General features: G+C 73.1%; 29 protein-coding genes and 1 pseudogene. 7 read left to right on the forward strand and 23 right to left on the reverse strand.

The annotated features are described in order from the left end of the window. Nucleotides 1–119 precede the first annotated feature (119 nt). From FXF52_RS24590 to FXF52_RS24615, 6 genes and pseudogenes are all read right to left on the reverse strand, one after another. Nucleotides 120–338 (reverse strand): annotated as a pseudogene (locus FXF52_RS24590) (sigma factor); the annotation flags it as partial. After that, a complete protein-coding gene (locus FXF52_RS24595; protein ID WP_148800555.1) occupies nt 335–739 on the reverse strand; it encodes a YciI family protein in 405 nt (134 codons plus the stop codon). The pseudogene FXF52_RS24590 and the gene FXF52_RS24595, both read right to left, overlap by 4 nt. 163 nt (nt 740–902) lie before the next feature. After that, the gene (locus FXF52_RS24600; RefSeq protein WP_148800557.1) at nt 903–1,382 is read right to left on the reverse strand and encodes a hypothetical protein; all 480 of its coding nucleotides are present in this window, start codon (nt 1,380–1,382) and stop codon (nt 903–905) included. A gap of 330 nt (nt 1,383–1,712) precedes the next feature. Continuing rightward, nucleotides 1,713–1,997 carry a hypothetical protein gene (locus FXF52_RS24605; RefSeq protein WP_148800559.1) on the reverse strand — a complete coding sequence of 95 codons (285 nt, stop codon included), beginning with the start codon at nt 1,995–1,997 and terminating at the stop codon, nt 1,713–1,715. 44 nt (nt 1,998–2,041) lie between these two features. After that, a complete protein-coding gene (locus FXF52_RS24610) occupies nt 2,042–2,350 on the reverse strand; it encodes a hypothetical protein (RefSeq protein WP_148800561.1) in 309 nt (102 codons plus the stop codon). Between the two features lie 71 nt (nt 2,351–2,421). Next, on the reverse strand, nt 2,422–3,456 hold the full coding sequence (locus FXF52_RS24615; protein ID WP_148800563.1) for a LacI family DNA-binding transcriptional regulator: 1,035 nt from the start codon (nt 3,454–3,456) through the stop codon (nt 2,422–2,424). A gap of 283 nt (nt 3,457–3,739) precedes the next feature. Here FXF52_RS24615 and FXF52_RS24620 point away from each other — a divergent pair, with 283 nt between their 5' ends. Both FXF52_RS24620 and FXF52_RS24625 read left to right on the forward strand, forming a co-directional pair. Continuing rightward, nucleotides 3,740–4,690: a LamG-like jellyroll fold domain-containing protein gene (locus FXF52_RS24620; RefSeq protein ID WP_148800564.1), complete on the forward strand. Its 951-nt coding sequence runs from the start codon at nt 3,740–3,742 to the stop codon at nt 4,688–4,690. A 38-nt stretch (nt 4,691–4,728) separates the two neighbouring features. Beyond that, complete coding sequence (locus FXF52_RS24625) at nt 4,729–6,837, forward strand: sorbosone dehydrogenase family protein (RefSeq protein ID WP_148800566.1); 2,109 nt, start codon at nt 4,729–4,731, stop codon at nt 6,835–6,837. Nucleotides 6,838–6,944: 107 nt separating this feature from the next. On the opposite strand, the gene FXF52_RS24630 is transcribed toward FXF52_RS24625, so the two are convergent. Next, nucleotides 6,945–7,373: a DUF4440 domain-containing protein gene (locus FXF52_RS24630; protein WP_148800568.1), complete on the reverse strand. Its 429-nt coding sequence runs from the start codon at nt 7,371–7,373 to the stop codon at nt 6,945–6,947. A 66-nt stretch (nt 7,374–7,439) separates the two neighbouring features. Here FXF52_RS24630 and FXF52_RS24635 point away from each other — a divergent pair, with 66 nt between their 5' ends. Beyond that, nucleotides 7,440–7,781: a helix-turn-helix domain-containing protein gene (locus FXF52_RS24635; protein ID WP_255472310.1), complete on the forward strand. Its 342-nt coding sequence runs from the start codon at nt 7,440–7,442 to the stop codon at nt 7,779–7,781. A 50-nt stretch (nt 7,782–7,831) separates the two neighbouring features. Here the strand turns inward: FXF52_RS24635 and FXF52_RS24640 are convergent, their stop codons facing one another. Genes FXF52_RS24640 through FXF52_RS24670 form a run of 7 tightly spaced genes read right to left on the reverse strand, consistent with a single transcriptional unit; the run spans nt 7,832 to nt 14,841 of the window. After that, nucleotides 7,832–8,926 (reverse strand): glycerate kinase, encoded by a 1,095-nt coding sequence (locus tag FXF52_RS24640; RefSeq protein ID WP_148800572.1) that lies wholly within the window; start codon nt 8,924–8,926, stop codon nt 7,832–7,834. After that, nucleotides 8,926–9,765: a sugar phosphate isomerase/epimerase gene (locus FXF52_RS24645; protein WP_148800574.1), complete on the reverse strand. Its 840-nt coding sequence runs from the start codon at nt 9,763–9,765 to the stop codon at nt 8,926–8,928. Before FXF52_RS24645 ends, FXF52_RS24640 begins: the two co-directional genes overlap by 1 nt. Continuing rightward, the gene (locus tag FXF52_RS24650) at nt 9,762–10,925 is read right to left on the reverse strand and encodes a dihydrodipicolinate synthase family protein (protein WP_148800576.1); all 1,164 of its coding nucleotides are present in this window, start codon (nt 10,923–10,925) and stop codon (nt 9,762–9,764) included. The genes FXF52_RS24645 and FXF52_RS24650 overlap by 4 nt, the downstream gene beginning before the upstream one ends. Next, nucleotides 10,922–12,073 carry a Gfo/Idh/MocA family protein gene (locus FXF52_RS24655; RefSeq protein ID WP_148800578.1) on the reverse strand — a complete coding sequence of 384 codons (1,152 nt, stop codon included), beginning with the start codon at nt 12,071–12,073 and terminating at the stop codon, nt 10,922–10,924. The genes FXF52_RS24650 and FXF52_RS24655 overlap by 4 nt, the downstream gene beginning before the upstream one ends. Before the next feature lie 26 nt (nt 12,074–12,099). Beyond that, nucleotides 12,100–12,921 carry an ABC transporter ATP-binding protein gene (locus FXF52_RS24660; RefSeq protein ID WP_148800580.1) on the reverse strand — a complete coding sequence of 274 codons (822 nt, stop codon included), beginning with the start codon at nt 12,919–12,921 and terminating at the stop codon, nt 12,100–12,102. A gap of 4 nt (nt 12,922–12,925) precedes the next feature. Continuing rightward, complete coding sequence (locus FXF52_RS24665; RefSeq protein WP_148800582.1) at nt 12,926–13,945, reverse strand: ABC transporter substrate-binding protein; 1,020 nt, start codon at nt 13,943–13,945, stop codon at nt 12,926–12,928. 17 nt (nt 13,946–13,962) lie between these two features. Next, the gene (locus FXF52_RS24670) at nt 13,963–14,841 is read right to left on the reverse strand and encodes an ABC transporter permease (RefSeq protein WP_148800584.1); all 879 of its coding nucleotides are present in this window, start codon (nt 14,839–14,841) and stop codon (nt 13,963–13,965) included. 195 nt (nt 14,842–15,036) lie between these two features. Here FXF52_RS24670 and FXF52_RS24675 point away from each other — a divergent pair, with 195 nt between their 5' ends. Next, complete coding sequence (locus FXF52_RS24675) at nt 15,037–16,065, forward strand: LacI family DNA-binding transcriptional regulator (protein ID WP_148800587.1); 1,029 nt, start codon at nt 15,037–15,039, stop codon at nt 16,063–16,065. Between the two features lie 14 nt (nt 16,066–16,079). Next, the gene (locus tag FXF52_RS24680; protein ID WP_148800589.1) at nt 16,080–17,246 is read left to right on the forward strand and encodes a mandelate racemase/muconate lactonizing enzyme family protein; all 1,167 of its coding nucleotides are present in this window, start codon (nt 16,080–16,082) and stop codon (nt 17,244–17,246) included. Between the two features lie 14 nt (nt 17,247–17,260). Here FXF52_RS24680 and FXF52_RS24685 read toward each other — a convergent pair whose 3' ends face one another. The 4 genes from FXF52_RS24685 to FXF52_RS24700 all read right to left on the reverse strand — a co-directional run bounded on the left by FXF52_RS24685 (nt 17,261) and on the right by FXF52_RS24700 (nt 21,281). Then, nucleotides 17,261–18,724 carry a hypothetical protein gene (locus FXF52_RS24685; protein ID WP_148800591.1) on the reverse strand — a complete coding sequence of 488 codons (1,464 nt, stop codon included), beginning with the start codon at nt 18,722–18,724 and terminating at the stop codon, nt 17,261–17,263. 123 nt (nt 18,725–18,847) lie between these two features. Further along, on the reverse strand, nt 18,848–19,528 hold the full coding sequence (locus tag FXF52_RS24690) for an ankyrin repeat domain-containing protein (protein ID WP_255472302.1): 681 nt from the start codon (nt 19,526–19,528) through the stop codon (nt 18,848–18,850). Continuing rightward, nucleotides 19,525–20,157, reverse strand: a complete 633-nt coding sequence (locus FXF52_RS24695) for a response regulator transcription factor (RefSeq protein WP_148800592.1) — start codon at nt 20,155–20,157, stop codon at nt 19,525–19,527. Before FXF52_RS24695 ends, FXF52_RS24690 begins: the two co-directional genes overlap by 4 nt. Next, nucleotides 20,154–21,281, reverse strand: coding sequence for a sensor histidine kinase (locus FXF52_RS24700; protein WP_148800594.1), 1,128 nt, complete (start codon nt 21,279–21,281; stop codon nt 20,154–20,156). The genes FXF52_RS24695 and FXF52_RS24700 overlap by 4 nt, the downstream gene beginning before the upstream one ends. 183 nt (nt 21,282–21,464) lie before the next feature. On the opposite strand from FXF52_RS24700, the gene FXF52_RS24705 reads away from it, so the two are divergent. Further along, nucleotides 21,465–22,007 carry a heme-binding protein gene (locus FXF52_RS24705; protein WP_148800596.1) on the forward strand — a complete coding sequence of 181 codons (543 nt, stop codon included), beginning with the start codon at nt 21,465–21,467 and terminating at the stop codon, nt 22,005–22,007. A gap of 244 nt (nt 22,008–22,251) precedes the next feature. After that, nucleotides 22,252–23,727: a von Willebrand factor type A domain-containing protein gene (locus FXF52_RS24710; RefSeq protein WP_187413673.1), complete on the forward strand. Its 1,476-nt coding sequence runs from the start codon at nt 22,252–22,254 to the stop codon at nt 23,725–23,727. A gap of 52 nt (nt 23,728–23,779) precedes the next feature. Here the strand turns inward: FXF52_RS24710 and FXF52_RS24715 are convergent, their stop codons facing one another. From FXF52_RS24715 to FXF52_RS43270, 5 genes are all read right to left on the reverse strand, one after another. Next, nucleotides 23,780–24,196, reverse strand: a complete 417-nt coding sequence (locus tag FXF52_RS24715; RefSeq protein ID WP_148800598.1) for a type II toxin-antitoxin system VapC family toxin — start codon at nt 24,194–24,196, stop codon at nt 23,780–23,782. Then, nucleotides 24,196–24,486, reverse strand: a complete 291-nt coding sequence (locus tag FXF52_RS24720; protein WP_148800600.1) for a hypothetical protein — start codon at nt 24,484–24,486, stop codon at nt 24,196–24,198. The genes FXF52_RS24715 and FXF52_RS24720 overlap by 1 nt, the downstream gene beginning before the upstream one ends. Nucleotides 24,487–24,551: 65 nt before the next feature. After that, nucleotides 24,552–25,367, reverse strand: coding sequence for a TIGR04222 domain-containing membrane protein (locus FXF52_RS24725; protein ID WP_148800602.1), 816 nt, complete (start codon nt 25,365–25,367; stop codon nt 24,552–24,554). A gap of 56 nt (nt 25,368–25,423) precedes the next feature. Next, the gene (locus tag FXF52_RS24730; RefSeq protein ID WP_255472304.1) at nt 25,424–26,257 is read right to left on the reverse strand and encodes a DUF2785 domain-containing protein; all 834 of its coding nucleotides are present in this window, start codon (nt 26,255–26,257) and stop codon (nt 25,424–25,426) included. Then, nucleotides 26,254–26,412 (reverse strand): hypothetical protein, encoded by a 159-nt coding sequence (locus tag FXF52_RS43270; protein WP_255472305.1) that lies wholly within the window; start codon nt 26,410–26,412, stop codon nt 26,254–26,256. The genes FXF52_RS24730 and FXF52_RS43270 overlap by 4 nt, the downstream gene beginning before the upstream one ends. Nucleotides 26,413–26,452 lie beyond the last annotated feature (40 nt).

Genomic DNA, 26,452 nt, shown 5'->3' on the forward strand with positions numbered 1-26,452 from the left:
GCCGGGGCGGAACTGGCCCGGGGGGGGGGGCCGGCCGGGCCCCTCCGCCCGGCCCGGGGGGCGCCGGTGTGGGGGGGGGGGGGGCCGGGCCCCCCCCCCCCCCCGGGGCCCCCCCCCCCCCGCCGCGACGCCTCGGCACGGGCGGCGTCGAGGAACCTGCGCCACGCGACCGCGACGAGCCATGCCTTCGGGTCGCGCGGCGGATCGTCCGGCCAGGTTTCCAGGGCCCGGATCAGGGCCTCCTGCACGGCATCCTCGGCCGACGCGAAGTCGGCTCCGCGCCGGACGAGGACACCGATCACCGCGGGCACAAGCTCCCGTAGCAGTGACTCGTTCACTCGGTCACCGTGGGCAGCTCGGTGAGAAACGGTCGCACCTCCAGCCACTCGTGGATCGGCTTGCCGCCGGCCCCGGGAGCGGCGGACAGCTCCCCAGCCAGCTGGACCGCGCGATCCCAAGACTCCACGTCGATGACCATCCAGCCGGCGATGAGGTCCTTGGTCTCGGCGAACGGACCGTCGGTCACCGGTGGGCGCCCCTCGCCGTCATACCGCACGAACGCGCCCTCGGGCGCCAGCGCTTGGCCGTCGACGAACTCACCCGTCTCCTCCAAGCGGGCGGCGAAATCCTGCATGAACTGTACGTGCGCGTCGACCTCCTCCGGCGTCCACCGGTCCATCGGCACGTCGTTGACCGAAGCCGGCGCGCCCCGGTAGTGCTTCAGCAGCAGGTACTTCATGCTGGTTCTCCCTCTTCGTCACGCGGCTCGTCGTGGCCACTCCTGTCCCTGGGACGGAGCCGGTGCCACATTCTCGACACCCGGCACGACATCCGCGAGTGAACTCACCAAACCTGAACGCGACCGCACCTGCTTGCGGTGATCGGGCCGGCCATCGGCTGCATCACCGTCGGTCGGGATTTCGCGGGGCTCCGCGTCTCCAGCGGCGACCCGCCGCGACCAGCAGCGCGTACAGCGCCCAGGATGCGATGGCCCAGCTCGTCACCGGCACCCAGGCGGCCAGCCAGCCCGCCAGGCCCGCCTCGTGCAGTGGGGCGCTCGGCCGGTTCGCCCCGGCCAGCACCGCGTAGGCGACGGCCGCCAGCCCGCACAGCAGGGGCACCGCCACGCGGCGGAACAGCGCCGCCGAGAGCACCGCCGCCGCGAGCCACAACGACGCCCCGGACAGGACGGCGGCGGTGCTCGTGGCCAGGTCTCCCGGGGTGGGCGGTTCGCCGAACAGGGCCGCGGCGGCGATGCCGGCCACGAACATCGACCAGGCGGCACCGGGCAGGGCGAGGAGCAGCACCAGCCACGGCCAGGCCCAGTGGCTCCGGTCGCGGGGCCGGACGTCATCCGGCTGGAGGTCGGGGGAGCCGGTCACGCCCCGATCCTGGTCGGGGTCGGGTCACCCCGCCTGAGCCGTCGTACTCAGGTGGTCACCGGGGCCAGCAGCAGCGCTTCCGCCGTGCCCCGGACCTTCGGCCCGTCGCCACTGCTGTGGTCCAGGTCGGTGGCCGCGAACCGGCGCCGCTGCGGGCCGAAGGCCACCGACCGGCGGCTGACCAGGAAGTCGCGAGGCTCGGGCGTGGTCTGGGGCGAGCTGGTGTGGCAGGCCGAGCGGGCGGCGGCAACTGGTCGCGGCCCTCACGTCACGTCCACACGGGACGCGCGAGGGTGGCCTCGCCGCAGCGAGGCCACCCTCGACGCACCCTCACCGTTCGGTGCGGTCCTCGATTTCGGCGCCGGACTCCTCGGGAAGGGCGCCGATCGCCTGCTCGGCGGCCCGGCCGCCGGTGCTCTCGTCGCCCAGGGTGAGGTCGCTGCGGGGCATGCCCTCCACCCCGGTGGCGACGCCGGTGCCGTCGGGTGGGCCGGCGGTGCGGGAATCCCCGGTACGGCCCCGGGTCACACCGCGTTCGTCCAGGCGCTGGTGCGCGGTTTCGCCCCCCAGGTGATCGGCTCGGGACTTCGCCACGCGCTTGATGTCGTCGCTCATGTCGCCTCCCGTGTGCTGGCTGTCGAACTGGCCGGCGGTGCCGGTCAGCGGCCGATGCCCGGCCGGCCGGGCCTCGGCGTGCCCGGTCGTGGCGCCGCCGTCTGGGCAGCCGGACCACCCGAGGACTCGCGTCGGCCCACGCCCTGGCCGTGGTATATGCCCTCGTCCGTCCCCGGATCGCCGGGATCGGCCAGGCTGGTGTCGATGGGCCCGCCGCTCGGTTCGGACAGGCCGGCCCGGCGCAGCGCGGTGACGAGCTGGTCGTGCGACATCCGCTCGCAACCCGGGATTCCGGCGGCGTACGCGATGGCGCGCAGCGTCGCCAGGTCCTCATCCACGAAAGATTCGGCCATGCCGGTGCCTTCCCGGGGCTCGGGCCGGGAAACCCGGCGGCGGCGGTTTCTCGCCGTGTCCGCCGGTCGGGTCAGCGGGCCGGCGCGGGGCCGGTCGAGTCGCGGACGACCAGGGTGTGGCCGGTGGGCCGGCGGCGGGGTCGGGTCGACCGGGGTTTCAGGGCGAGGGTGAGGGCCATCCGTCCCATTTCGGGCATCGGCAGGCGTACCGTGGTGAGGCTCGGGGCGAGGTCGGCGGCGACCGACACGTCGTCGAAGCCGACCACCGACATCCGTTCGGGCACCGGGATGCCCCGGGCTCGCAGAATGGACAGCACGCCGATCGCCATCGCGTCGTTGAGCGCGATGATCGCGGTGCTGTCCGGGTGGTGGTGCAGGATCCGCTCGGCCGCCACCCGGCCGCCGTCGCGGGTGAAGTCGGAGTGCACGACGGGCAGCCCGTCGAGGGAGAGCCCGTGCCCGGACAGCGCGGCGGCGACGCCGGCGAGCCGGTCGGCCACGGTGGTCAGTCCGGGCGTGCCGGCGGCGACGGCGATCCGCCGGTGGCCGAGGCCCAGCAGGTGCGCGCCGATCGCCCGGCCGCCCGCCTCGTTGTCGGGCACGACGGCGTCGACGCCCAGCGCGTGCCGGCCGATGACGGCGACGCGGCCGCCGGCGCGCTGGAATGCGGCGAGTTCGCTGCGGGCCTCGCCCTCCACACGCTGGTCGTCGTAGCCGGACCCGGCGATCAGGATGATGCCCACCTGCTGGGCGATGAGGTGCCGCAGCTGGCGCAGCTCGTTCTCCGGGTCGCGGCCGGAGTGGGCGATCTGGACCAGCAGCCCCTCCTCGGCGGCGACCTCGATGACACCGCTGGCGATCTCGGAGAAGTAGGGGTCGTCGATCTGGTGGACGATCAGGCCGACGGTGGAGCTGGCGCCGCCGGCGAGGGTGCGGGCGTACGGGTTGGCGACGTAGCCCAGCTCGCGCGAGACCTGCCGGACCCGGTCGGCCACCTCCTCGCTGACGCCCTCGCGGCCGGCCAGGGCGCGGGAGGCGGTCGCCAGCGAGACGCCGGCGCGTTCCGCCACGTCGACGAGGCGCAGCCGGGCACCGGGTCTGGGCATCCACAAACTCCTGACGTCACATTGATCCGCGCCGCGCTCTTGCCTGTGGCGTAAGGCACAGCATAGAGTACGAAAGCGCTTTCGTAAGCGCTTTCGTACGCGCGGCACCGCCGCTGTCCGACCGCCGTCCGGCGTGCCTCGCCTGGGGCCGGCCGGCGACCGGACAGCCATCAGTCCTGTCCAGACGTACCTTCGACGCCCGGCGACCAGAACACGGTCCCGCACATCACGTAAGCGCTTTCGTCCGCGACTACCACCGCATCGACGAATGGAGCACCGTCACATGAGAAGAACCAGACGCGCGGCGGTTGCGGTCACCGCCCTGCTGGGGCTGGCCCTGACCGCCAGCGCGAGCCCCGCCCAGGCCGACCGGCCCGGCCCGCACGACGTCCACCCCGCACTGTGGTCGCACCTGGTCGCCTTCTACGACTTCGACCACCCGGTGCCTGGCGACGTCGCGCTCGAACGGGACCTGGGCCGCTCGGGCACCGAGATCGAGCTGGTCAACGGCGGCGCGGACATGCGGGTGCCCGACCAGGCGTACAAGGGCAGCGGCAACGCGTTGCAGACCCGGCAGGTCAACCCGGAGATCGCCGGCAACGACGACTGGAAGGCCGGGATCTGGTCGTCCAGCGGCGTGCGGACGCTGCGCGCGTTCAGCGGCGCCGAGGGTACGACGGTGATGGGCTGGTTCAAGCGGGACATGGACGGCCCGGCGCTGAACTCCACCACCGCCAACCCGACCGACCGGTTCAACGCCATCGGCCTGGCCGGCGTACTGACCGGCGACTCCGACGGCCACGGCGTGCGGGCCCTGCTCGAGCTCATCGACGTGAGCGGCGAGCTGCGCCTGGTCGCGCTCGGCCGGCGCCTCGACGGCGGCAGCTCGCAGACGTTCGCCGCGAGTGAGGACTGGCGCACCCTGCTGCCGAAGGGGGAGTGGGTGCACCTCGCCGCCACCTTCGACTTCACCACCGGAACCATGGCGCTCTACCGCAACGGCGAGCCGATCGACGGCTTCTACACCGTCGCCGGTGACCCGTGGAAGGTGTCCGGGCCCGGCCCGCACGTCACCAGCGCCACCGACTCGCGCGGCATCAAGATCGGCGGGAGCTTCCCGCAGAACACGCTGGAGCGCAACCCCTGCGACTGCCGCATGGACGGCCTCATGTTCCTCGACAGCGTGATCCCGGCGAGCGACATCGCCAAGCAGTACCGCTACATGGCCCGCTGACCGTTCCTCGGTCCGTCCCACCGAGAAGGAGAACCCGCGTGTTCATTCGCGCTGGCAGCACCGGCAGACTCCGCAGAGCCACCCTCACCGCCGGGGTCACTGCCGCCACCCTCGTCCTGTCCACCCTGGTCGCGGGGCCCGCCCGGGCCGCCGGGGCCGTCTACGACCCAATCCCCGAGACGCCGATCCAGTCCGAGCTGGGACTGGTCCTGCAGGAGTACGCCAACTTCCCGCAGTCGACCCCGAACCCGGCCCCGGTCGACCAGCGCCTGGTCCGCAAGGCCCGGATCAACACCATCAACGAGCTGCCCGACGGCTCCGGCCGCCGCGCCGTGCCGGACCTCAACGGCAACCTCTACTTCGTCGAGAACGGCGTGCCGCACGTCTACCTGGACGTCGCCGCCACGTTCGCGCCGCAGTTCTTCTCGGGCCGCGGCCTCGGCCAGGGCTTCGGGTACGTCGCGTTCCACCCGGACTTCGCGCACAACGGCCGCTTCTACACCATCCACACCGAACAGGCCTCGCTCGCCACCCGGACGCCGGACTACGCCCAGCCGAACACCATCTACCAGGGCGTCATCACCGAGTGGACGGCCACCGACCCGGCCGCCGACACGTTCTCCGGCACCCACCGCGAGCTGCTGCGCATCGGCTTCGGCGGCCAGATCCACGGCATCCAGGAGATCAACTTCAACCCGACCGCGAAGCCGGACGACGCGGACTACGGCATGCTCTACCTGGCCGTCGGTGACGGCGGGCAGGGCTACCGCAACGGCGACCCGCAGAACATGGGCATGCCGCACGGCAAGCTGCTGCGGATCGACCCGCGCGGCACCAACGCGCCCAACGGCCGGTACGGGATCCCGGCCGACAACCCGTTCGTCGGCAAGGACGGCGCGCTCGGCGAGATCTACGCGGTGGGCTTCCGTGACCCGCACCGGTTCAGCTGGGACCGGGCCACCGGCCGGATGTTCCTCGGCCACATCGGCGAGCACGCCATCGAGTCGATCTACGAGGTACGGGCCGGGGACAACTTCGGCTGGAGCGAGCGCGAGGGCTCCTGGGTCTTCGACAAGACGTCGACCAAGCCCTGCGACAAGCTCTACCCGCTGCCGGCCGACGACGCGAAGTACGGCTACACCTACCCGGTCGCCGCGTACGACCACGACCCGGCCCCGGGCTGGAACTGCACCTCCGACGTCGGCGTCGCGGTGGCCGGCGGGTTCGTCTACCGCGGCCACACCCTGCCGGCCCTGATCGGCAAGTACGTCTTCGGTGACCTCGTCGCCGGCACCGTCCTCTACACCGAGGCCAACGAGATGCGCCGCGGCGAGGGCCTCGCCCCGATCCACCGGCTCGCCCTCTACACCACCGCCGGCGACCTGGTACGCATGCAGGACCTGTCCGGCCCGGGCGCGCCCGGCGACCCGAACCGCGTCGACCTGCGCTTCGGCACCGACGCGGCCGGTGAGATCTACATCGTGGCCAAGGCCAACGGGAAGATCTGGAAGGTGGTCGGCACCAAGAAGGTGGCGGAGGGCGACGTGGGCCACACCAAGGTGGTAGACACCGGCGGCGCGCCGAACTGGACGCCGGTGACCCCGTCCAAGTGGCAGTTCGACGGCGACCAGGTGATCCTCGCCGAGGCCGGCGTCAGCCGCCCCGGCCCGCGCCGGCCGTTCGAGTACGCCCTGCTCAACAAGGGCCCGGCGGCGTGGTCGTCGGTGCAGATCGACGCCCGGGTACGCCTCGACACGCCGGTGGAGGTCACCAACCGGGATGTGATCATCGTCTTCGGCTGGCAGTCGGACACGCAGTACTACTACGCGCACCTGTCGACCGACAACACCATCTACCCGCACAACGGCATCTTCAAGGTCAACAACGCCGACCGGGAGCGCATCGACCACCAGTGGAACGGTCGGTCCCGCGGCGCGAACCCGGCGATCACCGACGCCGACTGGCACAAGGTGCGGGTCGTGCACCTGCCCGCCACCGGTGAGATCGCCGTCTATGTCGACAACGACAAGGCCCCGCTGCTGACCGCGAAGGACACCACCTTCGGCTCCGGTCGGGTGGGCTTCGGCTCGTTCGACAACATCGGCCGTACCCGCCTCTTCACGGTCACCGGTACGCCGGCGGCCTGACGAGCGGATGCGGTGGGGACGGTGGCCGGGTGCCGCCGTCCCCACCGGCGCTGCCAGGATTGAAGCTGACGTCCGCCGGGCCGGTGGGACGCGTGGATGCTCCGCTGTCAGCCGTGGTGAACCTGCGGCTCGGCGGTGCCGAACGGGTTGTCGATGACGTATCGCCAGAGACCGTCGGGACCGCGGCGGGCGACATCGGTGGCGGTGCCCTCGATGTGCACGGCCCGGCCGTCACGGTCGGTGCCCTCGATGACCCAGTCCACGATGAGCAGGGCGATGTCGTCGGCCACGTAGACGTGACGCGGCCGCACCTCGATGGGGAGCCCGAGATCGAGGAACCGCCGATTGGCCGCGATCCGGGCGGCGCCGGTGAGGGGCTGACCCGGGACGGTGACGAGCACACCTGCGGGTTCGTAGACCTGCTCGACCGCCGTCATATCGCCGGTGTTGAAGGCCCGGGCGAAGACCGACGGATGGTGGGCCGGGCTGTCGCTCAGGGGGATACTGTCGGAGTGGGTGTTGCGGTCGGGAGACATGCCGACAGTCAAGGCGCTGCCGGCGAAGGTAACCAAACGGTGAGCAGCGGCTGGGACCCTGACCTGGTGCCGGACCAGCGCGGCGCGACCCGTCGGCCGGAGTCGAGTTGCCCCGTCGAGGTCGCGCTGGCCGCCGTGAGCGGCCGGTGGACCACCCTGGTGCTGCGGGAACTGATACATGGGCCCAGATCCTTCGGCCAGCTGCAGTCCGCGCTGCCGGGCCTGAGTGCCAAGGTGCTCAGCGAACGGCTCGCGGCGTTGACGCGGCAGCGCCTGATCGTGTGCGAACGCTCCGCTACCTTTCCGCCGCGTACCTGCTACCAGCTCACCCACGCGGGCACGCAGCTGCGCCCGCTGCTGGTCGAGCTCTATCGGGCCGGGGACGCGCTGCTGCGCGAGCAGGCGTGAGGCCCGCGGCGGGTAGCGCTCCTGCGGATCATCCTCGGCATCCGGCGGGCTCAGCCAGTGGTCAGCCGGTCGGCCAGCACGTCACCGGCCTTGACCAGCCACCGCTTCGGATCGTGCAGCGCCGCGTCGACCGAGCCGGCGAGTTCCACCAGGGACACCGCCGCCGACACCGTGCCGGGCAGCTGCCCGGTGACCTGCCCGGCCGCCACCCCCACGGGCACGGCGGCGGACGCGGCCTGATCCAGCAGCGAGCCGACCACCTTGCCGGTCAGCGAGGTCTCGTCGAACCGCCCCTCACCGGTGAGCAGCAGGTCCGCGCCGGCGAGCGCGTCCGCCAGCCCGACCAGTGCGGCGATGGTCGTCGCGCCCGGCACGATCGTTGCCCCCCACAACGCGGCCAGACCGTAGGCGGTGCCGCCCGCCGCGCCGGCCCCCGGCTCGTCGGGTTGACCGCCGGCCAGCTCGGCGAGCCGGTGCAGCGCCGCGTCCAGCAGCGCCACGTCCGCCGGCTCCGCGCCTTTCTGCGGTCCGTACACGGCGGCGGCGCCGGCCGGGCCGGTCAGCGGGGCGGTCACGTCGACCAGCAGCTGCACGCCACCGGGCGGCGGGGGAAGCAGGTCGCTGGTGTCGACGTGGGCCAGATCGGCCAGCGCGGCGCCGCCCAGCGGCAGGTCCCGGCCCTGGGCGTCGCGCAGCCGCAGGCCGAGGGCGCGCAGCGCGCCGGTGCCGCCGTCGGTCGACGCCGACCCGCCGAGGCCGATGACCAGGCGGGTGGCGCCGGCATCGAGGGCGGCCCGGGCGACCGCGCCGAGCCCGTACGTGTGCGCGCCGAGCGGATCCGGGGCGCGCATCAGCGGCAGCCCGCTGGACTGGGCGAGTTCCAGCACGGCCGCCCCGTCGGGCAGCAGCAGCCAGGCGGCGGTCACCGCGCGGCCGTCGGGCCCGGGCACGGTCACTGTGCGGCGTTGCGCGTCCGGCAGGGCGGCGGCGAAGGCGTCGATCGTGCCTTCGCCGCCGTCGGCCAGGGGGAGCAGCCGTACGTCGTCATCCGGCCGGTGGGCGAGCCAGCCGCGGGCCAGCGCGCGGGCGGCGTCGTCGGCGGTGATGCTGCCCTTGAACGAGTCCGGCGCGACGACGACCCGCATCAGTCGGCCAGGACGAGGTGGAGGTAGCGGTCCTTCATGGTCGCGAGGACCTCGTCCGGGTCGGTCGCCCACACCTCGGCGTTGAAGATCTCCACCTCGGTGTCGCCGGTGTAGCCGGCCTGCTCGACGGCCCGCCGGAACGGCGGGAAGTCGATGTGGCCGTCGCCCATCATGCCCCGGCCGAGCAGCACGTCGGCCGGCAGCGGGGTGAGGAAGTCGCAGACCTGGAAGCTGGCGATCCGGTCGCCGGCCCGGGCGATCTGCCGCCACACGTCCGGGTCCCACCAGATGTGGAAGGTGTCGACCACGACGCCGACCTGCTCGACCGGGAACGGTTCGGCGAGGTCGAGCGCCTGCCCGAGGGTGGACAGGACGGCCCGGTCGGCGCAGTACATCGGGTGCAGCGGTTCCAGCGCGAGCCGTACGCCGCGTTCGCCCGCGTACGGGGCCAACTCGGCGAGCGCGTCGGCCACCCGCTGCCGGGCGCCGCGCAGGTCGCGGGAGCCGGGCGGTAGGCCGCCGACCACCATGACCAGGCAGTCGGTGCCCAGGCCGGCCGCCTCGTCGATGGCGCGCCGGTTGTCCTCCACCGCCGCCCGGCCGGCCTCGCCGGTGGCGGTGAGGAAGCCGCCGCGACACAGCGACGACACCCGCAGCCCGGCGTCGGCGACGAGCTTCGCGGCGGCGGCCACGCCGATCTCGGCCACCGGCTCGCGCCACAGACCGATGGCCGGGATGCCGGCGCGGACGCAGCCCTCGACGGCCTCGCGGACCGACCACCGTTCAATGGTGCGTTGGTTGAGCGACAACCGCGCCAGCCGCGGGTCCACGGCGTTCATACGCTCACCCCGGCGACCGAGAGGTAGCGGCGCATCCGCTCGACCGCCAGGTCGGGGTCGAGCAGCAGGCCGGCGGTGTCGGCGAGGCGGAACGCCCGCACCAGGTGCGGCACGCTGCGCCCGCTGTGCAGCCCGCCGACCATGGTGAAGCCGGGCTGGAAGCCGTTGAGCCAGGACAGGAACGCGATGCCGGTCTTGTAGTACTGGGTGGGCGGGGCGAAGACGTGCCGGGACAGCGGCACGGTCGGGTCGAGGATCTCCCGGAAGCCCGCGGTGTCGCCGGCGTCGAGGCGTTGCAGCGCCGCGGACGCGGCGGGGGCGATGGCCGCGAACGCGCCGAGCAGGGCGTGACTGAACTGTCGGCCGTCGCCGGCGATCAGCTCGGGGTAGTGGTAGTCGTCGCCGGTGTAGACCCGGACGGTCGGCGGCAGCAGTTCGCGCAGCCGGACCTCCCGCTCGGCATCGAGCAGGGACACCTTCACCCCGTCGATGACGTCGGCGTGGGCCTGCACCAGCGACACGAACGTCTTGGTCGCCTCGTCGAGGTCGGTCGAGCCCCAGTAGCCGGCGAGGGCCGGGTCGAACATGTCGCCGAGCCAGTGCAGCACGACCGGCGCCGTCGTGGCGGACAGCACCTGGTCGTAGACGCGCAGGTAGTCGTCGGGGCCGGTGGCCAGCGCGGCGAGCTGCCGGCTGGCCATCACCACGGCGGTGGCGCCGCACTCCTGGACGAAGGCGACCTGCTCGATGTACGCGGTGACGACCTCGTCGAGGGTCTCGGGGACGCCGGTGAGCTGGTCGGTGGCGGCCCCGGCGACGATGCGCCCACGGCAGGCGGCGGCCTCGGCGGCGCTGCGCCGGATCAGCTCGCGGGTGGCGGCCCAGTCCAGCCCCATGCCGCGCTGGGCGGTGTCCATCGCCTCGGCGACGCCGAGCCCCCAGGACCACAGGTTGCGCCGCACGCCCAGGGTGGCGTCCCAGTCCAGCCGGGCGGGCTGGCCGGGGGCGTTGTCGGCGTACGGGTCGGCGACCACGTGCGCCGCGGCGTACGCGATCCGGCTGGCCGGCGGGCCGGCCGGCCGCTGCCAGCCGGCCGGCTCGCGCAGGGTCAGCACCTCGGTCCCGCCCGCCGGGATGGGCAGGGTGATCCGGGCGGTCACAGGGTGATCTCCTCGATCTCGATCCGCCGCCCCTCCCGGGCCGAGCGCAGCCCGGCCTCGGCGAGCTGCACGCCGCGGGCGCCGGCCAGGAAGTCCCACGGGAACGGCTCGTTGTCGACGACGTGGCGCAGGAACGCCTCCCACTGGACCTTGAACCCGTTGTCGAAGTCCTCGTTGTCGGGGACGGTCTGCCACTGGCCGCGGAAGTTCTCGGTGACCGGCAGGTCCGGGTTCCACACCGGCATCGGGGTGGCGCCGCGGTGCTGGATGCGGCACTCGCGCAGCCCGGCCACGGCGCTGCCGTGGGTGCCGTCGACCTGGAACTCGACCAGCTCGTCGCGGTAGACCCGCACCGCCCAGGAGGAGTTGATCTGGGCGGTGATGCCGCCGGCCAGCTCGAAGATGCCGTACGCGGCGTCGTCGGCGGTGGCCCGGTAGGTCTGGCCGGTCTCATCGACCCGCTCGGGGAGGTGGGTGGCGATGTGCGCGGTCCCCGCGGTGACCGGGGCGAAGATCTGCTCCAGCACGTAGTGCCAGTGCGGGACCATGTCGACGACGATGCCGCCGCCGTCCTCGGCGCGGTAGTTCCAGCTCGGCCGCTGGGCGTCCTGCCAGTCGCCTTCGAACACCCAGTAGCCGAACTCGCCGCGTACCGACAGGATGCGGCCGAAGAACCCGCCGTCGACCAGCCGCTTGAGCTTGCGCAGGCCGGGCAGGAACAGTTTGTCCTGCACGACGCCGTTCTTGATGCCCTTGGCGGCGGCGAGACGGGCCAGTTCCAGGGAGCCGGTCAGGCCCTCGGCGAGCGGCTTCTCGGTGTAGACGTGCTTGCCCGCGTCGATCGCCGCCCGGATGGCCTTCTCCCGCTGGGCGGTGACCTGCGCGTCGAAGTAGATCTGGTGGGAGTCGTCGGCGAGCGCGGCGTCCAGGTCCGTCGTGTACGACGTCAGCCCGTGCCGGGCGGCGATCTCGGCGAGCTTGGCCTCGTTGCGGCCCACCAGGGTCAGCTCCGGCCAGATGCGGCTGCCGTCGCGGGCGGGCAGTCCGCCCTGCTCGCGGATGGCGAGCAGGGACCGAACGAGGTGCTGGCGATAGCCCATCCGTCCGGTCACGCCGTTGAGGATGATCCCGATAGACGTGCGCTCCACGTGTGTTTCCTTCCCAGGTCCGGTGGTTATTCGGCGGTCGTCGTCGCACCCAGGAGGTCCCGGATGCGTCCCGTGGCGCGCGCGAATTCGGGCTCCGACATCGTCTTGCCGTAGTCACGCTCGACGGGGAGGTCGACGTCGATGACCTCGGCGACGGTGCCGGGTCGAGGGGTCATGACGATCACCCGGTTGGCCAGGTAGACCGCCTCGGCGATGGAGTGGGTGACGAGCAGGACGGTGGTGCCGGTCTCCCGCCAGATCCGCCGCAGCTCGACGTTCATCTGCTCGCGGGTGAGGGCGTCCAGCGCCCCGAACGGCTCGTCCATGAGCAGGACCGGGGGGCGGTGCAGCAGCGCGCGGCACAGGGCCACCCGCTGCTGCATCCCGCCGGACAGTTCGTTCGGGTACGCGTCCTCGAAGCCGGTCAGGCCGGTCATCTCGATCAGCTCGTCGACGCGCTGGCGTACCTGCGCCTTGGGCAGGCGGCGCATCTCGGCCTGGAGCAGGATGTTCTTGCGGGCCGTGCGCCACTCGAGCAGGGCGGCGCGTTGGAAGACGTACCCGATGTCGCGCCGCGGCCCCCGCACGTCCTCGCCGTGCAGGCGGACCTGGCCGGACGAGGGCCGCAGCAGGCCGGACACCAGCTTCAGCAGCGTCGACTTGCCGCAGCCGGAGGCGCCGACGATCGAGACGAACTCGCCGGGCTCGATCCGCAGCGAGACGTCGCGCAGCGCGGTGACGTCCTTCTTCTTGGTACGGAAGCGGACCGCGACCTGGTCGATCTCGACCGCGGCGCCGGTCGCCGTGGCGTCGGCGGGCCGCTGCGTGGTGGTGTTGCCGACCGTCATCGGTTCATCCCTTCGGCGCGAAGCTCGCGTCCCAGTAGGTCGACGGGGACTCGGCCTTGGTGATCACGCCGGCCTCGGCGAACACGTTGATCGTCTTCGTCCAGTCGGCTTCGTCGTTGACGCCGGGGGCCTGGCCCTTGGTGGCGTCGGTGTGCAGCAACTGCAGGGTGGCGTTGAACTGGTCGGTGAGCACCTTCTCCGACGGCAGCTGCTGGGAGGCGCCCGCCATCGCCGCGACGGCGCCGGCCGCGTCCTTCTCGGCGGCGGACCAGGCCTCGCTGCTGGCCGCGACCATCCGCTTGACCAGGTCCTGCTTGTTCTTGATGGTGTCGGTGGAGGCGAGCAGGCCGTTGCTGTAGAAGGTCAGGCCGTGCTCGGCGAACTTGAGGTAGGAGACCGGCTTGCCGGCCTTCTCCTGCATGGTCGGGCCCTGGTCGGTGGCGAAGCCGAGCAGCGCGTCGGTCTTGCCCGACATGACGGCGGCCATCTTGCCGGCCGGGTCGGTGTTCTGCAGGGTCACGTCCGAGGCGGCGAGGCCGTTGGCCTTGAGGAAGGCCGGGAAGGTCTTGCTCAGCGCGTCGCCGGCCGTGGAGGCGATGGTCTTGCCCTTGAGGTCGGCGGGGGAGTTGATGTTCTTGTCGGCGAAGAACTGCACCGACGACGGGGTGGTCTGCAGGAAGACGCCGACGCTCTTGACCTCCATGCCCTGGCCGACGGCGGAGAGCAGGGCGGGGGTGTCCGCCCAGCCGAAGTCGGTTTGCCCGGCGGCGGTGGCCTGGACGGTCTTCTGCGAGCCCTGGCCGGCCTGGATGGTCAGGTCGATGCCGTGCTTGGCGAAGATGCCCTGCTTCTTGCCGAAGTAGAACGGCGCGTGCTCACCGTACGGGTACCAGTTGAGGGTCAGGGTGACCTTGTCGAGGCCCTGGGCGGTCTTGGCCTGCTCGTCGGAGGACGAGCCGCAGGCGGTGGTGGCGGTCAGTATCAGCGCCGGCACGAGCGCGGCGGCGAGGGTGCGCAACTTCATGGGGACGGGTCTCCTATTCAGAGCGACGTCGTAGCGGCGTCGGTACGGCGGCTGGCGTGCCATGGAAGGACGAAGTACTCGAGCAGTTCCACGACCACGAACAGGACCACGCCGAGCAGCGACATGATGAGCAGCCCGGCGAACAGCGTCGGGGTGTCGAGGTTGCCGTTGGCCTGCAGGATCACGTAGCCGAGGCCCTCGTTGGCGCCGACGAACTCGCCCACCACGGCGCCGGTGACGGCCATCGTGGCGGCGACCTTGAGGCCGGCGAACAGGTGCGGCAGGGCGGCCGGGAACCGGATCTTCCGGAAGGTCTGGCCGGGGCCCGCGCCCATGGTCGCCGACAGTTGCAGCATCTCCGGGTCGATGGACTTGAGGCCGGTGACCGTGGAGATGACGATCGGGAAGAAGGCCATCAGGACCGCGACGACGACCTTCGGGGTGAGCCCGAAGCCGAGCCACACGATGAACAGCGGCGCGATGGCGATCTTCGGGATGACCTGGGCGAACAGCAGCAGCGGGTAGAGGCTCTTCTCGACCGTCGGGGAGTACACCATCACGACGGCGGAGAGCACGCCGACCACGATGGCGATGGCGAAACCGAAGATCGTCTCGTAGGTGGTGATCCAGGTGTGGTGGGCGAAGTAGCCGATCTGGGCGAGGACGACGTCCAGCGTGGTGCCCGGCGAGGGCACCAGGTACGGCTTGACCAGGCCCGCCGCGGTGACCGCCCACCAGACGACGAAGATCGCCGCGAGGACCGCGGCGGGACGCCAGGTGTGCTGGACGAACCGGAGCAGGCCGCCGCCGGTCCGGCCCGGGCGGCGGGCGGCCGGCGCGGGGGTGCGGGCGGGAGCGGTCGGCTCCCGTTGCTCGATGGCGCTCTGCGCGGCCATGACCCTCCGTTCTCCCTGGCTGGCCGGCGGTTCCGGGTTCTCAGCCGCTGGGTAGGCGCGTGCCGTCGGCAGGGCCGTAGACGTCCGGAAACTCCAGGTCTCGGCCCTGAATGCGCTTTCAGTAAGCGCTTTCAGGGTGCTACGGTAACCACGCCGAAATAACCCGGTCAAGAACTTCCGCAGGGGGAAAAGTCCATGCAGCCACGGACGCACGTGACCCTGGAAGACGTGGCCAGAGCCGCCGATGTCTCGCTGGCCACGGCCTCCCGGGCACTCAACGGCATGCGGGTCACCCCGCAGCTGCGGGACCGGGTGCTGGCGGCGGCCGAACAACTGGCGTACACGCCGAACGCGCACGCCCGCGCCCTGGCCGGCGCCTCCCACCGCACGGTCGGCGTGATCTGCCACGACGTCAGCGACCCCTACTTCGCCGCGGTCGCCGGCGGCGTCATGCGCATCGCCGGCGACAACGACCTGCTGGTGATGCTGGCCAGCACGTTCCGGGACCCGGAACGGGAGATCGCGTACGTGTCGATGCTGCGCGCCGAGCGGGCCCCGGCCATCCTGCTCATCGGTTCCGGGTTCGAGGACGCCCGCTGGGAACGTGCCCTGGACGCCGAGCTGAAGCCCTACCTGGACGGCGGCGGCCGGGTCGCCGTGGTCAGCCGGCACCGCAGCCTGAAGGTCGACAGTGTGCTGCCGGAGAACCGGGCCGGGGCGGCCGCCATGGCCCGCGCCCTGCTCGACCTGGGCCACCGCCGGTTCGCCGTGCTCGCCGGACCGCCGGCGCTGACCACCGTCGCCGACCGGCTCGGCGGCTTCCGCGACGAGCTGACGAAGGCAGGCGTGTCGCTGGACCCGGCCGACATCATGGAGGGCCCGTTCACCCGCGACGGCGGCTACCGCGCGATGACCGAACTGCTGGCCCGCGGTCTGACCGCCACCTGCGTGTTCGCGCTGACCGACGTGATGGCCATCGGCGCCTGCGCGGCGCTGCGCGACCACGGCCTGTCCGTGCCGGACGACGTCTCCGTCGCCGGCTTCGACGACATACCGATCGTCCGCGACCTCACCCCGCCGCTGACCACCGTCGCGCTGCCGTTGCAGCAGCTCGGCGAGAAGGCGATGGAACTGGCGCTGACCGAGAACACCGGGCGACGCCGCCGGATCCTGCGGATGGGCGGCGAGGTCGTCGTCCGGGCCAGCACCGCCAAGCTGAACTGACCGAAAGGGACACCGTGACCCCGCTCGCCACCGCCCTGGCCGGACTGACCATCGACTCGGTCGAGACGTACGCCGTCGCGTTGCCCACCGTGCGCTCGTTCGGGGTGTCCGGCGGGTCGGTCGCCGTCGCCGGCAAGCCCAGCATCCGCGTCCTGGTCAAGGTCAGCGCCGACGGTGTCACCGGCTGGGGCGAGGCCACCCCGATCCCGGCCTGGACCTACGAGACGGCGGAATCCATCGTCACCACCGTCGACCGGTACCTCGCCCCGGCGATCCTCGGCCGCCCCGCCTGGGACCTCGACGGGGTGACCGCCGCGTTCGACCGGGCCGTCAACCGGGGCTTCACCATCGGCGCGCCGCTGGCCAAGTGCGCCGTCGACGTGGCGCTGCACGACCTGCTCGGCCGGGCGCTCGGCGTCTCCGTCGGGGTGCTGTGGGGGCAACGCCGCCGGGAGAGCATCGAGCTGGGCTGGATCGTCTCCGGGCAGACCGCCGGCGAGGTGGCCGACGCGGTGGCGGAGGGACACGCCCTCGGCTACCGGGCGTTCAAGGTGAAGGTCGGCCTGCACCGCGAGGCCGAGGACGCCGCCGTGGTGCGGGCGGTACGCGAGGCCGCGCCCGACGCCGCGCTGTGGGTGGACGCCAACCAGGCGTACACGGTGGACGCCGCGCTGCGGATGGCCCGCCGGCTGGCCGACCTCGACGTCACCGCGTTCGAGCAGCCGCTGCCCGCCAACGACGTCGCCGGGCTGCGCCGGCTGCGGGAGGCGTCGCCGGTGCCGGTCGCCCTCGACGAGAGCCTGCGCCACCCCAGCGACCTGGCCACCTTCGTCAAGCTCGACGCGGTGGACGTGGCCATCGCCAAGGTGCAGCGCAGCGGCGGGTTGACCCTGTCGCGGCGGCTGTGCGCCCTGGCCGAGGACGCCGGCGTGCGGCTGATGGGCTCCGGGCTCACCGACTCCGACCTGGGCCTGGCCGCCTCGGTGCACCTGTTCGCCGCGTACGGCATCGACACGCCGGTCGACCTCAACGGGCGGCAGTTCCTGGAGTCGTCGTACGCCACCGGGGCGACCGTGCAGGTGCGCGACGGCGTCGCGCAGGTGCCGACCGGGCCGGGCCTCGGCGTGGACGTCGACGAGTCGGTGGTGAAGGAACTCGCCGTGGACGTGCTCGCCGAGTAGCCACCCGGCGCCGGTCAGCCGCGGGCGGCCCCGAGACCGAGCAGGACGGCCAGGCCGAGCGCGCTGCGCGGGGCGTACGGCACCCGCCAGAGCCCGCCGTGCGCCGCCCCGTACGCCTCGTCCCGCCACGGGTGGTCCTGGGCCGGGCCACCGCCGGTGCGCAGGTCGTGCACGAGCAGCGCGGCCATCAGGGTGTTGCTGGTGGCCGGGTCGAACACCTCGATGCCGAACCGGTGCGCGCCCGCGTACGCGGCGGCGAGCGCCCGGTTGCGCAGCACCGAACGGGTGCGCGTCGGCGGGGCCACCGTGAACGAGACGGTCGTCCCGGCGTCGCGCACCACCGCCGCCCGCCACCGTTGCAGCCGCTTCGCGAGGGCGTAGTTCGGGCCCTGCTGCGGCACGAGGCTGTCGTTGACGCCCGGGTCGGCGTCGGGCGGGTAGTTGCGGTGCAGCAGCCGTCCGCCGGAGAGCACCCGCAGCGACCGGCGGGCCAGTCCGCGTGCGGCGTATCCCCGCTCGGCGTGCGCGACCGCCTCGGCGGGGACGGCGTACACGTCGGTGGGGGTGGCGAGGAAGGCCAGCGCCACGTCGTCGCGGCGCTGCTGCAGGTGGCGGGTGAGCGCGTCGACGGCCATGGCGACCCGGACGTTGGTGGCGCCGTCGGCGTAGACGTAGTTGCCGAGCACGAGCCGGCCGTCGACGCCGAGCAGCCACTGCGCGGCCTGCGGCAGCCGGTGCAGCAGGTCCGCCCCGGCGCCGGCGGCGAGGGCCTGGTCGTCGTCGCCGGTGCCGGGGCGCACCGGCAGGTGCAGCCGCCCGCCGTACCGGTGGGCGGTGTGCAGCAGCCGCCGCCAGATGTCCGGCCGCGGCAGGTCGACCGCGACGACGTCGCCGCCCCAGCGCAGCACCGACGGCAGCGGGCCCATCTCGGCGCCGGCGCCGAGCACCACCACGCGCTGGTCGCGCAGGTCGAGCCAGTCCGGGTTGGCCATGACCGCGCGGACCGCCTCGGCGCAGGACGGCTCGATCACCCCGGCGGTGACCCAGGCGTCGAGCCGACGGTGCAGCTCGTCGCCGCGCAGCCGCTGCCCGCGGTACGGCAGCGACAGCTCCCGTTCGGGCTCGCCGCTGCCGGTGACGGTGGCCGTGTCCAGCGGCGGCTGCCCGGCGGCGGTGGTGAACACCTCGTCCAGCGGAAGCTCCGCGCCGCCGTCGGCGACCACCCGCATTCGGGCGTGCAGGGCGGTGAGGCCGTCGCGGGCGATGGTGACCGCGGCGTCGCGGGAGAGCAGCCCCGCCTCGACCAGCCGGCGGAAGTGGACCAGGTAGCCGTGCCGCCAGTTGGTCTCGTGCTCGGCCGAGCGCGCACCGACCGGGTCGACCGCGCGCAGCGCGTCGGCGACGACGGCCCGACCGAGGGCGCTGGTGCTGCGCGTGCCGTCGGTCAGGGGGAACACCACCCCGGTCGGACCCTCCACCGGCCACCGCCCTTCTCGTACCGGCCGCACGCCGGCCGCTGGTGCCACTGTGCCGCATGCGCCAGCGGGCCGCAGCGGCGCGGCACCCGGGTGGACCGCCGCCGTGGAGCCCGGGCGGCGCCCTCAGCGGGACAGGATGGCCACCATCTCCTGGTATCCGCGGTCGCGTGCGTGTCGCAGCGCGTCGACGCCGTCCTTGTCGGGCAGGTGCACGTCCGCGCCGGCGGCCACCAGGATCTCCGCGATCTGCTGGTACGGCCTCGTGCCGTCGCCGAGGATGACGCACTCCAGCAGGGCGGTCCAGCCGAGGTTGTTGACGTGGTTGACGTTGATGCCGGTACGGACGACGCGGCGCACGTAGTCGACGTGGCCACGCTCGCTGGCCGGGATGACCGAGATGCCGCCGTACCGGTTCACGATCGTCATGTCCGGCCCCGCGGGCAGCAGCACCTCGAGCATCGCGACGCTGCCGGTCACGCCCGTCACCAGCCACGGGGTGTCGTGCTGGTCGTCGAGCGCGTTCGGGTCCGCGCCGGCGTCGACGAGCACGCGGGCGGCCTCGACATGGTCGTTCGCGGCGGCCAGCAGCAGCGGCGTGCGCCGCCGCGCGTCGCGGGTTTCCCGGTCGGCGCCGGCCGCCAGCGCGGCGCGTACGCCGGCCGGGTCGCCGGCGCTGGCCGCGGCGAGCAGAGCCTGGTCTGCGGGGGTGGTCATGCGGTCCTCCGAGGGTCGGGTCGTGCCGGGCGACGTGCAGCCGCCGGCGGCCACGGCGAGGGTGAGGGTGAGCAGGGCACGGCGTTTCACAGCCGGATCAGCTTCCGTTCGACGGCGGCGTGCACCGCCGCGGTACGGGAGTCGACGCCGAGCTTGGCGTAGATGTGCACCAGGTGGGTCTTGACGGTGGCCTCGCTGATGAACAGCCGCTGGCTGATCTCCTTGTTGGCGTGGCCCCGGGCGAGCAGCGTGAGGATCTCCACCTCGCGGGTGCTGAGCGTGGTGCGTGGCGCGCGCATCCGGTCCATCAGCCGGGCGGCGACCGGCGGGGAGAGGACGGTCTGTCCGGCCGCGGCGGCGTGCACGGCGCGGAAGAGTTCCTCGGGCGGGCAGTCCTTGAGCAGGTATCCGGTCGCGCCGGCCTCGATCGCGCGGATGATGTCGTCCTCGGTGTCGTAGGTGGTCAACACCAGGACGCGCGGCGGGTCCGGCAGGGCGAGGAGGCGCTCGGTGGCCGCGACCCCGTCGGCTCCGGTGCCGAGTTGCAGGTCCATCAGCACCACGTTGGGACGCAGGGCGGCGGCCTGCCGGACGGCGTCGTCGGCGGTGGCGGCGTCGGCCACCACCGCCATGTCCGGCCGGCCGCCGAGCAGTGCGCGGAGGCCGGCGCGGACCACCGGATGGTCGTCGACCAGGATCAGTCGCAGCGGGGTCGTCATCGCGCCTCCCGCAGCGGCAGGCTCACGGCGAGCGCCGTGCCTTCACCGGGGGCGCTCTCGATGGTGACCGTGCCGCCGAGGTGCGCTATCCGTTCCCGAATCCCGGTCAGCCCGAACCCGCTGGCGACCGCGGGGTCGAAGCCTGTTCCGTCGTCGTACACGTCGAGCATCACCTCCTCGTCGCCGTAGGTCAGCGTCACCGCGCTCCGGTGTGCGCGTGCGTGGCGGCGGACGTTGGCCAGGGCGCCCTGCGCGACCCGCAGCAGCGCGATCTCGTTGTCGACGCCGAGCGGCACGACCCTGCCCGCCACGGTGAATCGGACCGGGAGGCCGGTGTCGCGCTCGGCCGCGGCGCACAACCGGCGCAGGGCGTCGGTCAGCGAGGCGTTGTCTAGGGCCGGCGAGGCCAGCCCGCGGACGAAACGGCGCGCCTCGGCCAGGTTCTCCCGGGCGGTCGCCGCCGCCTGCCGCACGTGCCCGCGTGCCTGGGTGGGCGTGCTGTCCCATTCCTGGTCGGCCGCCTGCAGCAGTAGGTTCATGCTCGACAGGCCCTGGGCGAGGGTGTCGTGGATCTCCCGGGATAGCCGGGCCCGTTCCGCCAGCGCCCCGGCCTCGTGTTGGCTGCGGTTCAGCTCGTCACGGGTGGCCAGCAGGTCGTCGAGCGCGCGTTGCCGGGCCCGGTTCTGCCGGTCCAGTTCGAGGAAGACGGTGGTGGTGATGGCCGCGATGCCCACCGGCCCGAGCAGGAGGCTGGGGTCGAACCGGTCGGCCAGCCGGATCTGCGCGAGCACGACCGCGGCGGTCAGCAGCCCGACCAGTGGCCAGACCGCGCGTTGCGGCAGTTGGCGCAGGCCCAGGAAGAACAGCGGGATCGCGCACCAGGCGAAGCTGGGCGCGACGAGCACCAGCGCGAGGAACGCGATGATCACCGCCGCGAAGCGGACTCCCGGCGCGAACCGCCCCAGCTCGTTCACCGCGTACGCGGTCAGTAGCACCCCGGCCAGCGCCAGCACGCCGACGGTGGCGGCTCCGCCGCCGTGGTACGCCACATAGCGGGACGCGGAGGCGGCCAGCAGGAGCAGAAACCCCCACCGCATCACCGAACGCAGCCGGTCCTCCCGCATCGCGCACCTCCCTCACGCATCCCGCCTGATCTTGACAAAAACCCAGCGTACGGCAGGTCTGCGGAAGGCGAATCAACCATCTGATGTATCGCGGTTGGATCCGGCGGGCCATGCCCGTACCGCCGGGCGCGACCAGGCTGGGTGCGTCACCTCGACTCTCACCCGAACAAGAGGAGCACTGCGATGATCAACGTCCGCCGCCGGGCCACGCTCGGTCTGATCGCCGGCGCCGTAGGTGTGGCCGCCGTCACCGGCGTCACCGTCAACGCCAACGCCGCCGAGTCCGCGGCGCCCCGCGCCGCGGTCGCCAGCAAGGGCGACGTGGTCGCCAATCCGTCGCTCGACATCGACGCGGCACTGAGCGCGGCTGAGGCGACGCTCAAGGCGGCCGAGAAGGGCGGTCACCGCGTCACCGTCGTGGTCCTCGACCGATCGGGCGACGTCCAGGTGCAGCTCAAGGGCGACGGCGCCGGCCCGCAGACGGCCGAGTCCGCCACGCGCAAGGCGTTCACGGCCGTCTCCTTCGGCCAGCCGACCTCGGCGCTCTCCGCCCGGGTCACCGGCCCGGGGGCCACGCTGCGGGACATCCCGGGGACGCTGTTCCTGGCCGGTGGCGTGCCGGTGAGCGTCGACGGTCAGGTCGTCGGGGCCATCGGGGTCGGCGGCGCACCCTCGGGCGACCTCGACGAGCAGTACGCCAACGCCGGGGCGAACACCCTGCGCTGACGCCCCACCGGCCGGCGCAGGGTTGGGTTCCGGACCAGCCAGGCCCTGCGCCGGTCCGCCCGTCGGCATCGGGCGCGGCTGGCCGGGCAGGTCACGCCTTGCATACGGGACGGTCACGACGTTCACGCTTGCGTATCGGCTCGGCTACGACGGGATCCGCCGGACTGTCCAGCTGCGTCAATGACCGGGACGGATCCGACGCGCTGCGCCGGATCGCCCGCCCCAGCCTGCCCGGGAGGAACCGATGGTCCACATGCGACGATGGCTGCCGCTGGCGGCGCTCGCCCTCACGATGACGGTCACCGCCTGCTCCGCCGGAGGCGGGCAGCGCAGCGACTCCGCGCACGGGCCGGTCCGCCAGCACGACGGCACGCCCCGGTCGGGTGGGAACGAAACGGCGACGGAGGACGACCCGCGCTCCACCTTCGGCGTCGACGTCGACACCGCCTCCTACGGCTACGCCCGCCGGCTCATCATGGACGGGCAACTTCCCGAGCGCACCGCGGTGCGGCCCGAGGAGTTCGTGAACTCCTTCCGGCAGGACTACGTCGAGCCCGCGGGCGACGGCTTCGCCGTACACGTCGACGGCGCCCGACTGCCCGACACCCACGAGACGGCCGGGGAGGTCCGGTTGATGCGGGTCGGACTGCAGACCCGCGTGGAGGACGAGGAGAGCCGCCCGGACGCCGCCCTCACCTTCGTCGTCGACGTCTCCGGATCGATGGGCGAACCCGGCCGGCTCGATCTGGTGAAGGACGCGCTGCACACCCTCGTGGACCAGTTGCGTCGCACCGACTCCATCGCGATCGTCGAGTTCAGCGACGAGGCCCGGGTGATCCGGGAGATGACCCGGGTCTCCGACGCCGACGAGCTGCACGACGCCGTCGACTCGCTCCGTACGCGGGACAGCACGAACCTGGAGGCCGGCCTGGTGCTCGGTTACCGGGTGGCCCGCGACGGGTTCCGGTCCGGCGCGACGAACCGGGTGATCGTGCTCTCCGACGGGCTCGCCAACGCCGGCCGGACCGAAGCGGAGCCGATCCTGCGTCGGGTGCGCGACGAGGCGGCGAAGCAGATCGCCCTGCTCGGCGTGGGCGTCGGCAGCGAGTACGGCGACGAGTTGATGGAGCAGTTGGCCGACAAGGGCGACGGCTTCGTGGTGTACGCCAGCGAGCGCGCCCAGGCGCGGAAGGTGTTCGTCCGGCAGCTGCCGGCGACGTTGAGCGTCCGGGCCTTGGACGCGAAGGTGCAGGTGAGCTTCGAACCGAGCGTGGTGCGGTCCTACCGTCTCATCGGGTACGACAACCGGGCGATCGACGACGAGGACTTCCGCGACGACCGGGTCGACGGCGGCGAGGTCGGCCCCGGGCACAGCGTCACGGCGCTGTATGCGGTGCGGCTGGCCGACGAGGCGTCCCCGTCGGCGCGGGTCGCCCGGGTGCAGGTGCGCTGGACCGATCCGCACGACCGCAAGGCCGCCGAGACGTACGGGTCGGTGACCGTCGGCGACCTGAACCGGGCGTTCGGCGCGGCGTCGCCGCGGTTGCGGACCTGCTACGCGGCGGCCTACTTCGCCCAGGCGCTGCAGGGCGGCCCGTACGGCCGGGAGGTGCGCCTGGGTGACCTGGCGACGATCGCCGAGGAGGCGGCCGCCGCCAGCGAGGACGCGGAGGTGAAGGAGCTGGCGCGGGTGATCCGGCTCGCCGAGGAACTGCGCTGATGGGTGGCGAGGCACGCGGCAGCGCGGCCGGTGCCCGCCAGGGACGGGCCGGTCAGGCGTCGTGGACGGGGATCTGATGGACCAGTTCGGCAGCGATGACCGCCGGAACCAGGTGCGGCTCGCACGTGAGGTAGTAGGCGTCGTGCTTCAGTGCCGCCCACACGGCGTGGGCGCGGGCGAGGTCGCCCTTGGTCAGGCGCACCGTGGTGGCGGCCTGGGCCGCATCGGGGGCGGACAGCGGCAGCACCGTCACGCCGGGCAGGGTGGCCAGGACGCCGAGCCGGGCGGCGGCGGGCCGATCACTGGTCTGCGCGTACGCCTCGAGCAGCGCGACGGTGGGCAGGCCGACGTAGGCGCCCTCGTCCGCGATGTCGACCAGCAGCTCACCGACGTGCACGTGGCCGCGGGAGTAGGACAGCATGGCGGAGGTGTCCAGGATCGCCCGGATCTCGATGTCGCCGGCGGGCATCAGGCAGCGGTGGTGGAATCGGCGTCGGGCCAGGTGCCGTCCCGGAGCATGGCGCGACGCCGGGCGTTCTCCGCCCGCTGCTCAGCGGTGAGGGGAGAAAGCTTGCCGCGTACGCCTGCTACGCCGTCGTCCGTCACGTCGATGCCGACCGCCCGCAGCATCGCGGCGGTCGCGGCGGCCCGGTCCATGCGAGCGCGCAGCGCGTCGGTGACCGCTGCCGAGGCGTTCTCTTCCCGCTCCAGGTAGGCCGCGACGTCGTCCGGCAGGCTGACCGTCACCCGCTTCGTCATACTCAGATCATACTGCCGGGCGGGCGAGCCGGAAGACGTGCCGCGCGGTCCGGCCGTGGCGAGGGTCAGCGTGCGGTCTTCGCGTATTCCCGGGGTCGGGTGCGCTCGGGGTCGACCCCGACCAGCTCGGCGAAGCGGGGGTCGACGGCGAGCAGCGGGCGGGGCCCGAACACCGCCATCGCGGTCAGCAGGTCCTCGGTGCCCCGCTCGCTCCACGCGGGCCGCCGCTGCGGCGCCAGCTCGGCGTACGTGCGGCGGTGCCGGCGCAGCAGCCGGCGGGCGGCCGCCCCGGTCTCCGGCACCTCGCACAGCCACCAGCCGCCGAGCACGGTGGCCAGGCAGCACAGCAGCAGGCCCACCACGGAGGCCGGCCCGCCGGCCGTGCGCCCCTCGACCGCGCTGTCCACCAGCCGGGTCACCCCGACCGCGGCGACCGCGAACAGCGGCAGGGTGCCCAGCGCCAGGCGCCGCCGCTGCCCCGGGGTGAGTAGCCACCCGTCGCGGACCAGCCGGCCCACCAGCCGGCGCAGCGCGCGGGCCACGCCGGGGTCGGCGAGCACGGCGGCCCAGGTCTGCGGCCGGCGCAGCGCGGCGTGCAGGGCGCGCACCAGCGGGGCGGATCCGGACGGTGGCGGCCCGTCCACCGACAGGGTGGCCAGCTCGCCGAGGTGCACCACTCCGGCTCGGCGCAGCGCCGCCACGCCCACCTGGCAGGCCAGTCCCGCCCGGTCGGTGAGATAGGCCAGGTCGACGGCCGACAGCGGCTCGCCCCGGGTCCGCCACCCGACGAGCGCCCGCACGGACAGGGCGATCGCGAGGGCTCCAGCCACCCCCGCCACATAGTCGAGGAGGAAGATCGGACCGCTGACACCCCAGAGCATGCCGACAAGTATTCACCGCCGTCCCGGTCCGGCCTCGATCCCCCGGGCGGGCGGCGTCAGTCGGCCCGGAAGCTGTTCACCCTCGCCTCGGCGGCGAGGATGGCGGCGGCGAGCGGCCCGGTGCGGGGTCGCCGGAAGTGCAGGCTGCGCAGCAGATTCTTCGTGTTGGTCCGGGCCACCATTTGGGCGCGGCTGCTCGGCTGGTCGGCGCGGTCGGCCAGGCCGCCGAGCCACTCGGCGATCTCCTGCGCGGGCAGCAAGGACTGCTCGATGAGCGCGTCCACGACCGTGGCGATCCGCTCGTCCTCCTCGTCGGCGAAGATCGTCGCGCCGTTGTGCAGCAGGCCGCGCAGCGCGTCCAGCACGGCGCGGCAGGTGGCCGGGTCGGCCTCCGGGCAGCGGACCAGTTCGTCGAGGGCGTCCGCGCCGTGCGCGGCGGCGTGCGCCCAACCGCCCTCGTCGACGAGCCCGCGCAGGTCCTGTTCCTGGCCGTGGTAGCGCAGCAGGGCGTCGCGTACCCGGGCGAACTGGTCGGCGGCGAGGAATGGGCGACGGCGGTGCCGCTCCAGCACCAGCGCGACCACCAGCATGCTGAAGGTGCGGGTGAACACGCTCGGGTCACCCAAGCCGCCGATGCCGTGGAAGAGGTGCCGGTCGTCGATCAGCGTGTCGAGCAGGGTACGCAGCTCCTGCTCGGTGAGCCGGCCATCCGTGATGAAGGCGCGGAAGGTCGGGTACACGAGCTCGTCGCGCAGCTCCGGTGCGGGATCGCCGAGGTGGGCCAGCAGCGCCGGGACGAGGTCCGCCTCCTGCTCACCGGGGCGCAGCCGGTAGTCGTCGTCCTCGATCCGCCGCAGGTCCGTCAGCAGCCTGGTCCTGGTGTCGGTCAATCCCGGATCCCTCTCAGCATCGCCGGCCACGAGGTCGGGTTCGTCGTGGTGGATGTCGTGGCCGCTGCGTCGCCGGGATCGCCGAGCCCGGCGACGAACACCACGGTCGGGGAGCCGGCCCGGGTGAACCGGTGGGAGACGGGGGCGGCGGTCACGGGGCGCAACTGTAGCGATCATGCTCGGCGAGCGTGTCGG

It is taken from the genome of Micromonospora sp. MP36 (assembly GCF_008119785.1).
Lineage (GTDB): Bacteria > Actinomycetota > Actinomycetes > Mycobacteriales > Micromonosporaceae > Micromonospora.

Bases quoted from the DNA above. Each gene is read 5' to 3' on its own strand.
- FXF52_RS24595 (WP_148800555.1), bottom strand. From the start codon at position 739: ATGAAGTACCTGCTGCTGAAGCACTACCGGGGCGCGCCGGCTTCGGTC.
- FXF52_RS24605 (WP_148800559.1), bottom strand. From the start codon at position 1,997: ATGAGCGACGACATCAAGCGCGTGGCGAAGTCCCGAGCCGATCACCTG.
- FXF52_RS24610 (WP_148800561.1), bottom strand. From the start codon at position 2,350: ATGGCCGAATCTTTCGTGGATGAGGACCTGGCGACGCTGCGCGCCATC.
- FXF52_RS24615 (WP_148800563.1), bottom strand. From the start codon at position 3,456: ATGCCCAGACCCGGTGCCCGGCTGCGCCTCGTCGACGTGGCGGAACGC.
- FXF52_RS24620 (WP_148800564.1), top strand. From the start codon at position 3,740: ATGAGAAGAACCAGACGCGCGGCGGTTGCGGTCACCGCCCTGCTGGGG.
- FXF52_RS24630 (WP_148800568.1), bottom strand. From the start codon at position 7,373: ATGTCTCCCGACCGCAACACCCACTCCGACAGTATCCCCCTGAGCGAC.
- FXF52_RS24640 (WP_148800572.1), bottom strand. From the start codon at position 8,926: ATGCGGGTCGTCGTCGCGCCGGACTCGTTCAAGGGCAGCATCACCGCC.
- FXF52_RS24645 (WP_148800574.1), bottom strand. From the start codon at position 9,765: ATGAACGCCGTGGACCCGCGGCTGGCGCGGTTGTCGCTCAACCAACGC.
- FXF52_RS24660 (WP_148800580.1), bottom strand. From the start codon at position 12,921: ATGACGGTCGGCAACACCACCACGCAGCGGCCCGCCGACGCCACGGCG.
- FXF52_RS24665 (WP_148800582.1), bottom strand. From the start codon at position 13,945: ATGAAGTTGCGCACCCTCGCCGCCGCGCTCGTGCCGGCGCTGATACTG.
- FXF52_RS24670 (WP_148800584.1), bottom strand. From the start codon at position 14,841: ATGGCCGCGCAGAGCGCCATCGAGCAACGGGAGCCGACCGCTCCCGCC.
- FXF52_RS24675 (WP_148800587.1), top strand. From the start codon at position 15,037: ATGCAGCCACGGACGCACGTGACCCTGGAAGACGTGGCCAGAGCCGCC.
- FXF52_RS24695 (WP_148800592.1), bottom strand. From the start codon at position 20,157: ATGACGACCCCGCTGCGACTGATCCTGGTCGACGACCATCCGGTGGTC.
- FXF52_RS24700 (WP_148800594.1), bottom strand. From the start codon at position 21,281: ATGCGGGAGGACCGGCTGCGTTCGGTGATGCGGTGGGGGTTTCTGCTC.
- FXF52_RS24705 (WP_148800596.1), top strand. From the start codon at position 21,465: ATGATCAACGTCCGCCGCCGGGCCACGCTCGGTCTGATCGCCGGCGCC.
- FXF52_RS24710 (WP_187413673.1), top strand. From the start codon at position 22,252: ATGGTCCACATGCGACGATGGCTGCCGCTGGCGGCGCTCGCCCTCACG.
- FXF52_RS24715 (WP_148800598.1), bottom strand. From the start codon at position 24,196: ATGCCCGCCGGCGACATCGAGATCCGGGCGATCCTGGACACCTCCGCC.
- FXF52_RS24720 (WP_148800600.1), bottom strand. From the start codon at position 24,486: ATGACGAAGCGGGTGACGGTCAGCCTGCCGGACGACGTCGCGGCCTAC.
- FXF52_RS24725 (WP_148800602.1), bottom strand. From the start codon at position 25,367: ATGCTCTGGGGTGTCAGCGGTCCGATCTTCCTCCTCGACTATGTGGCG.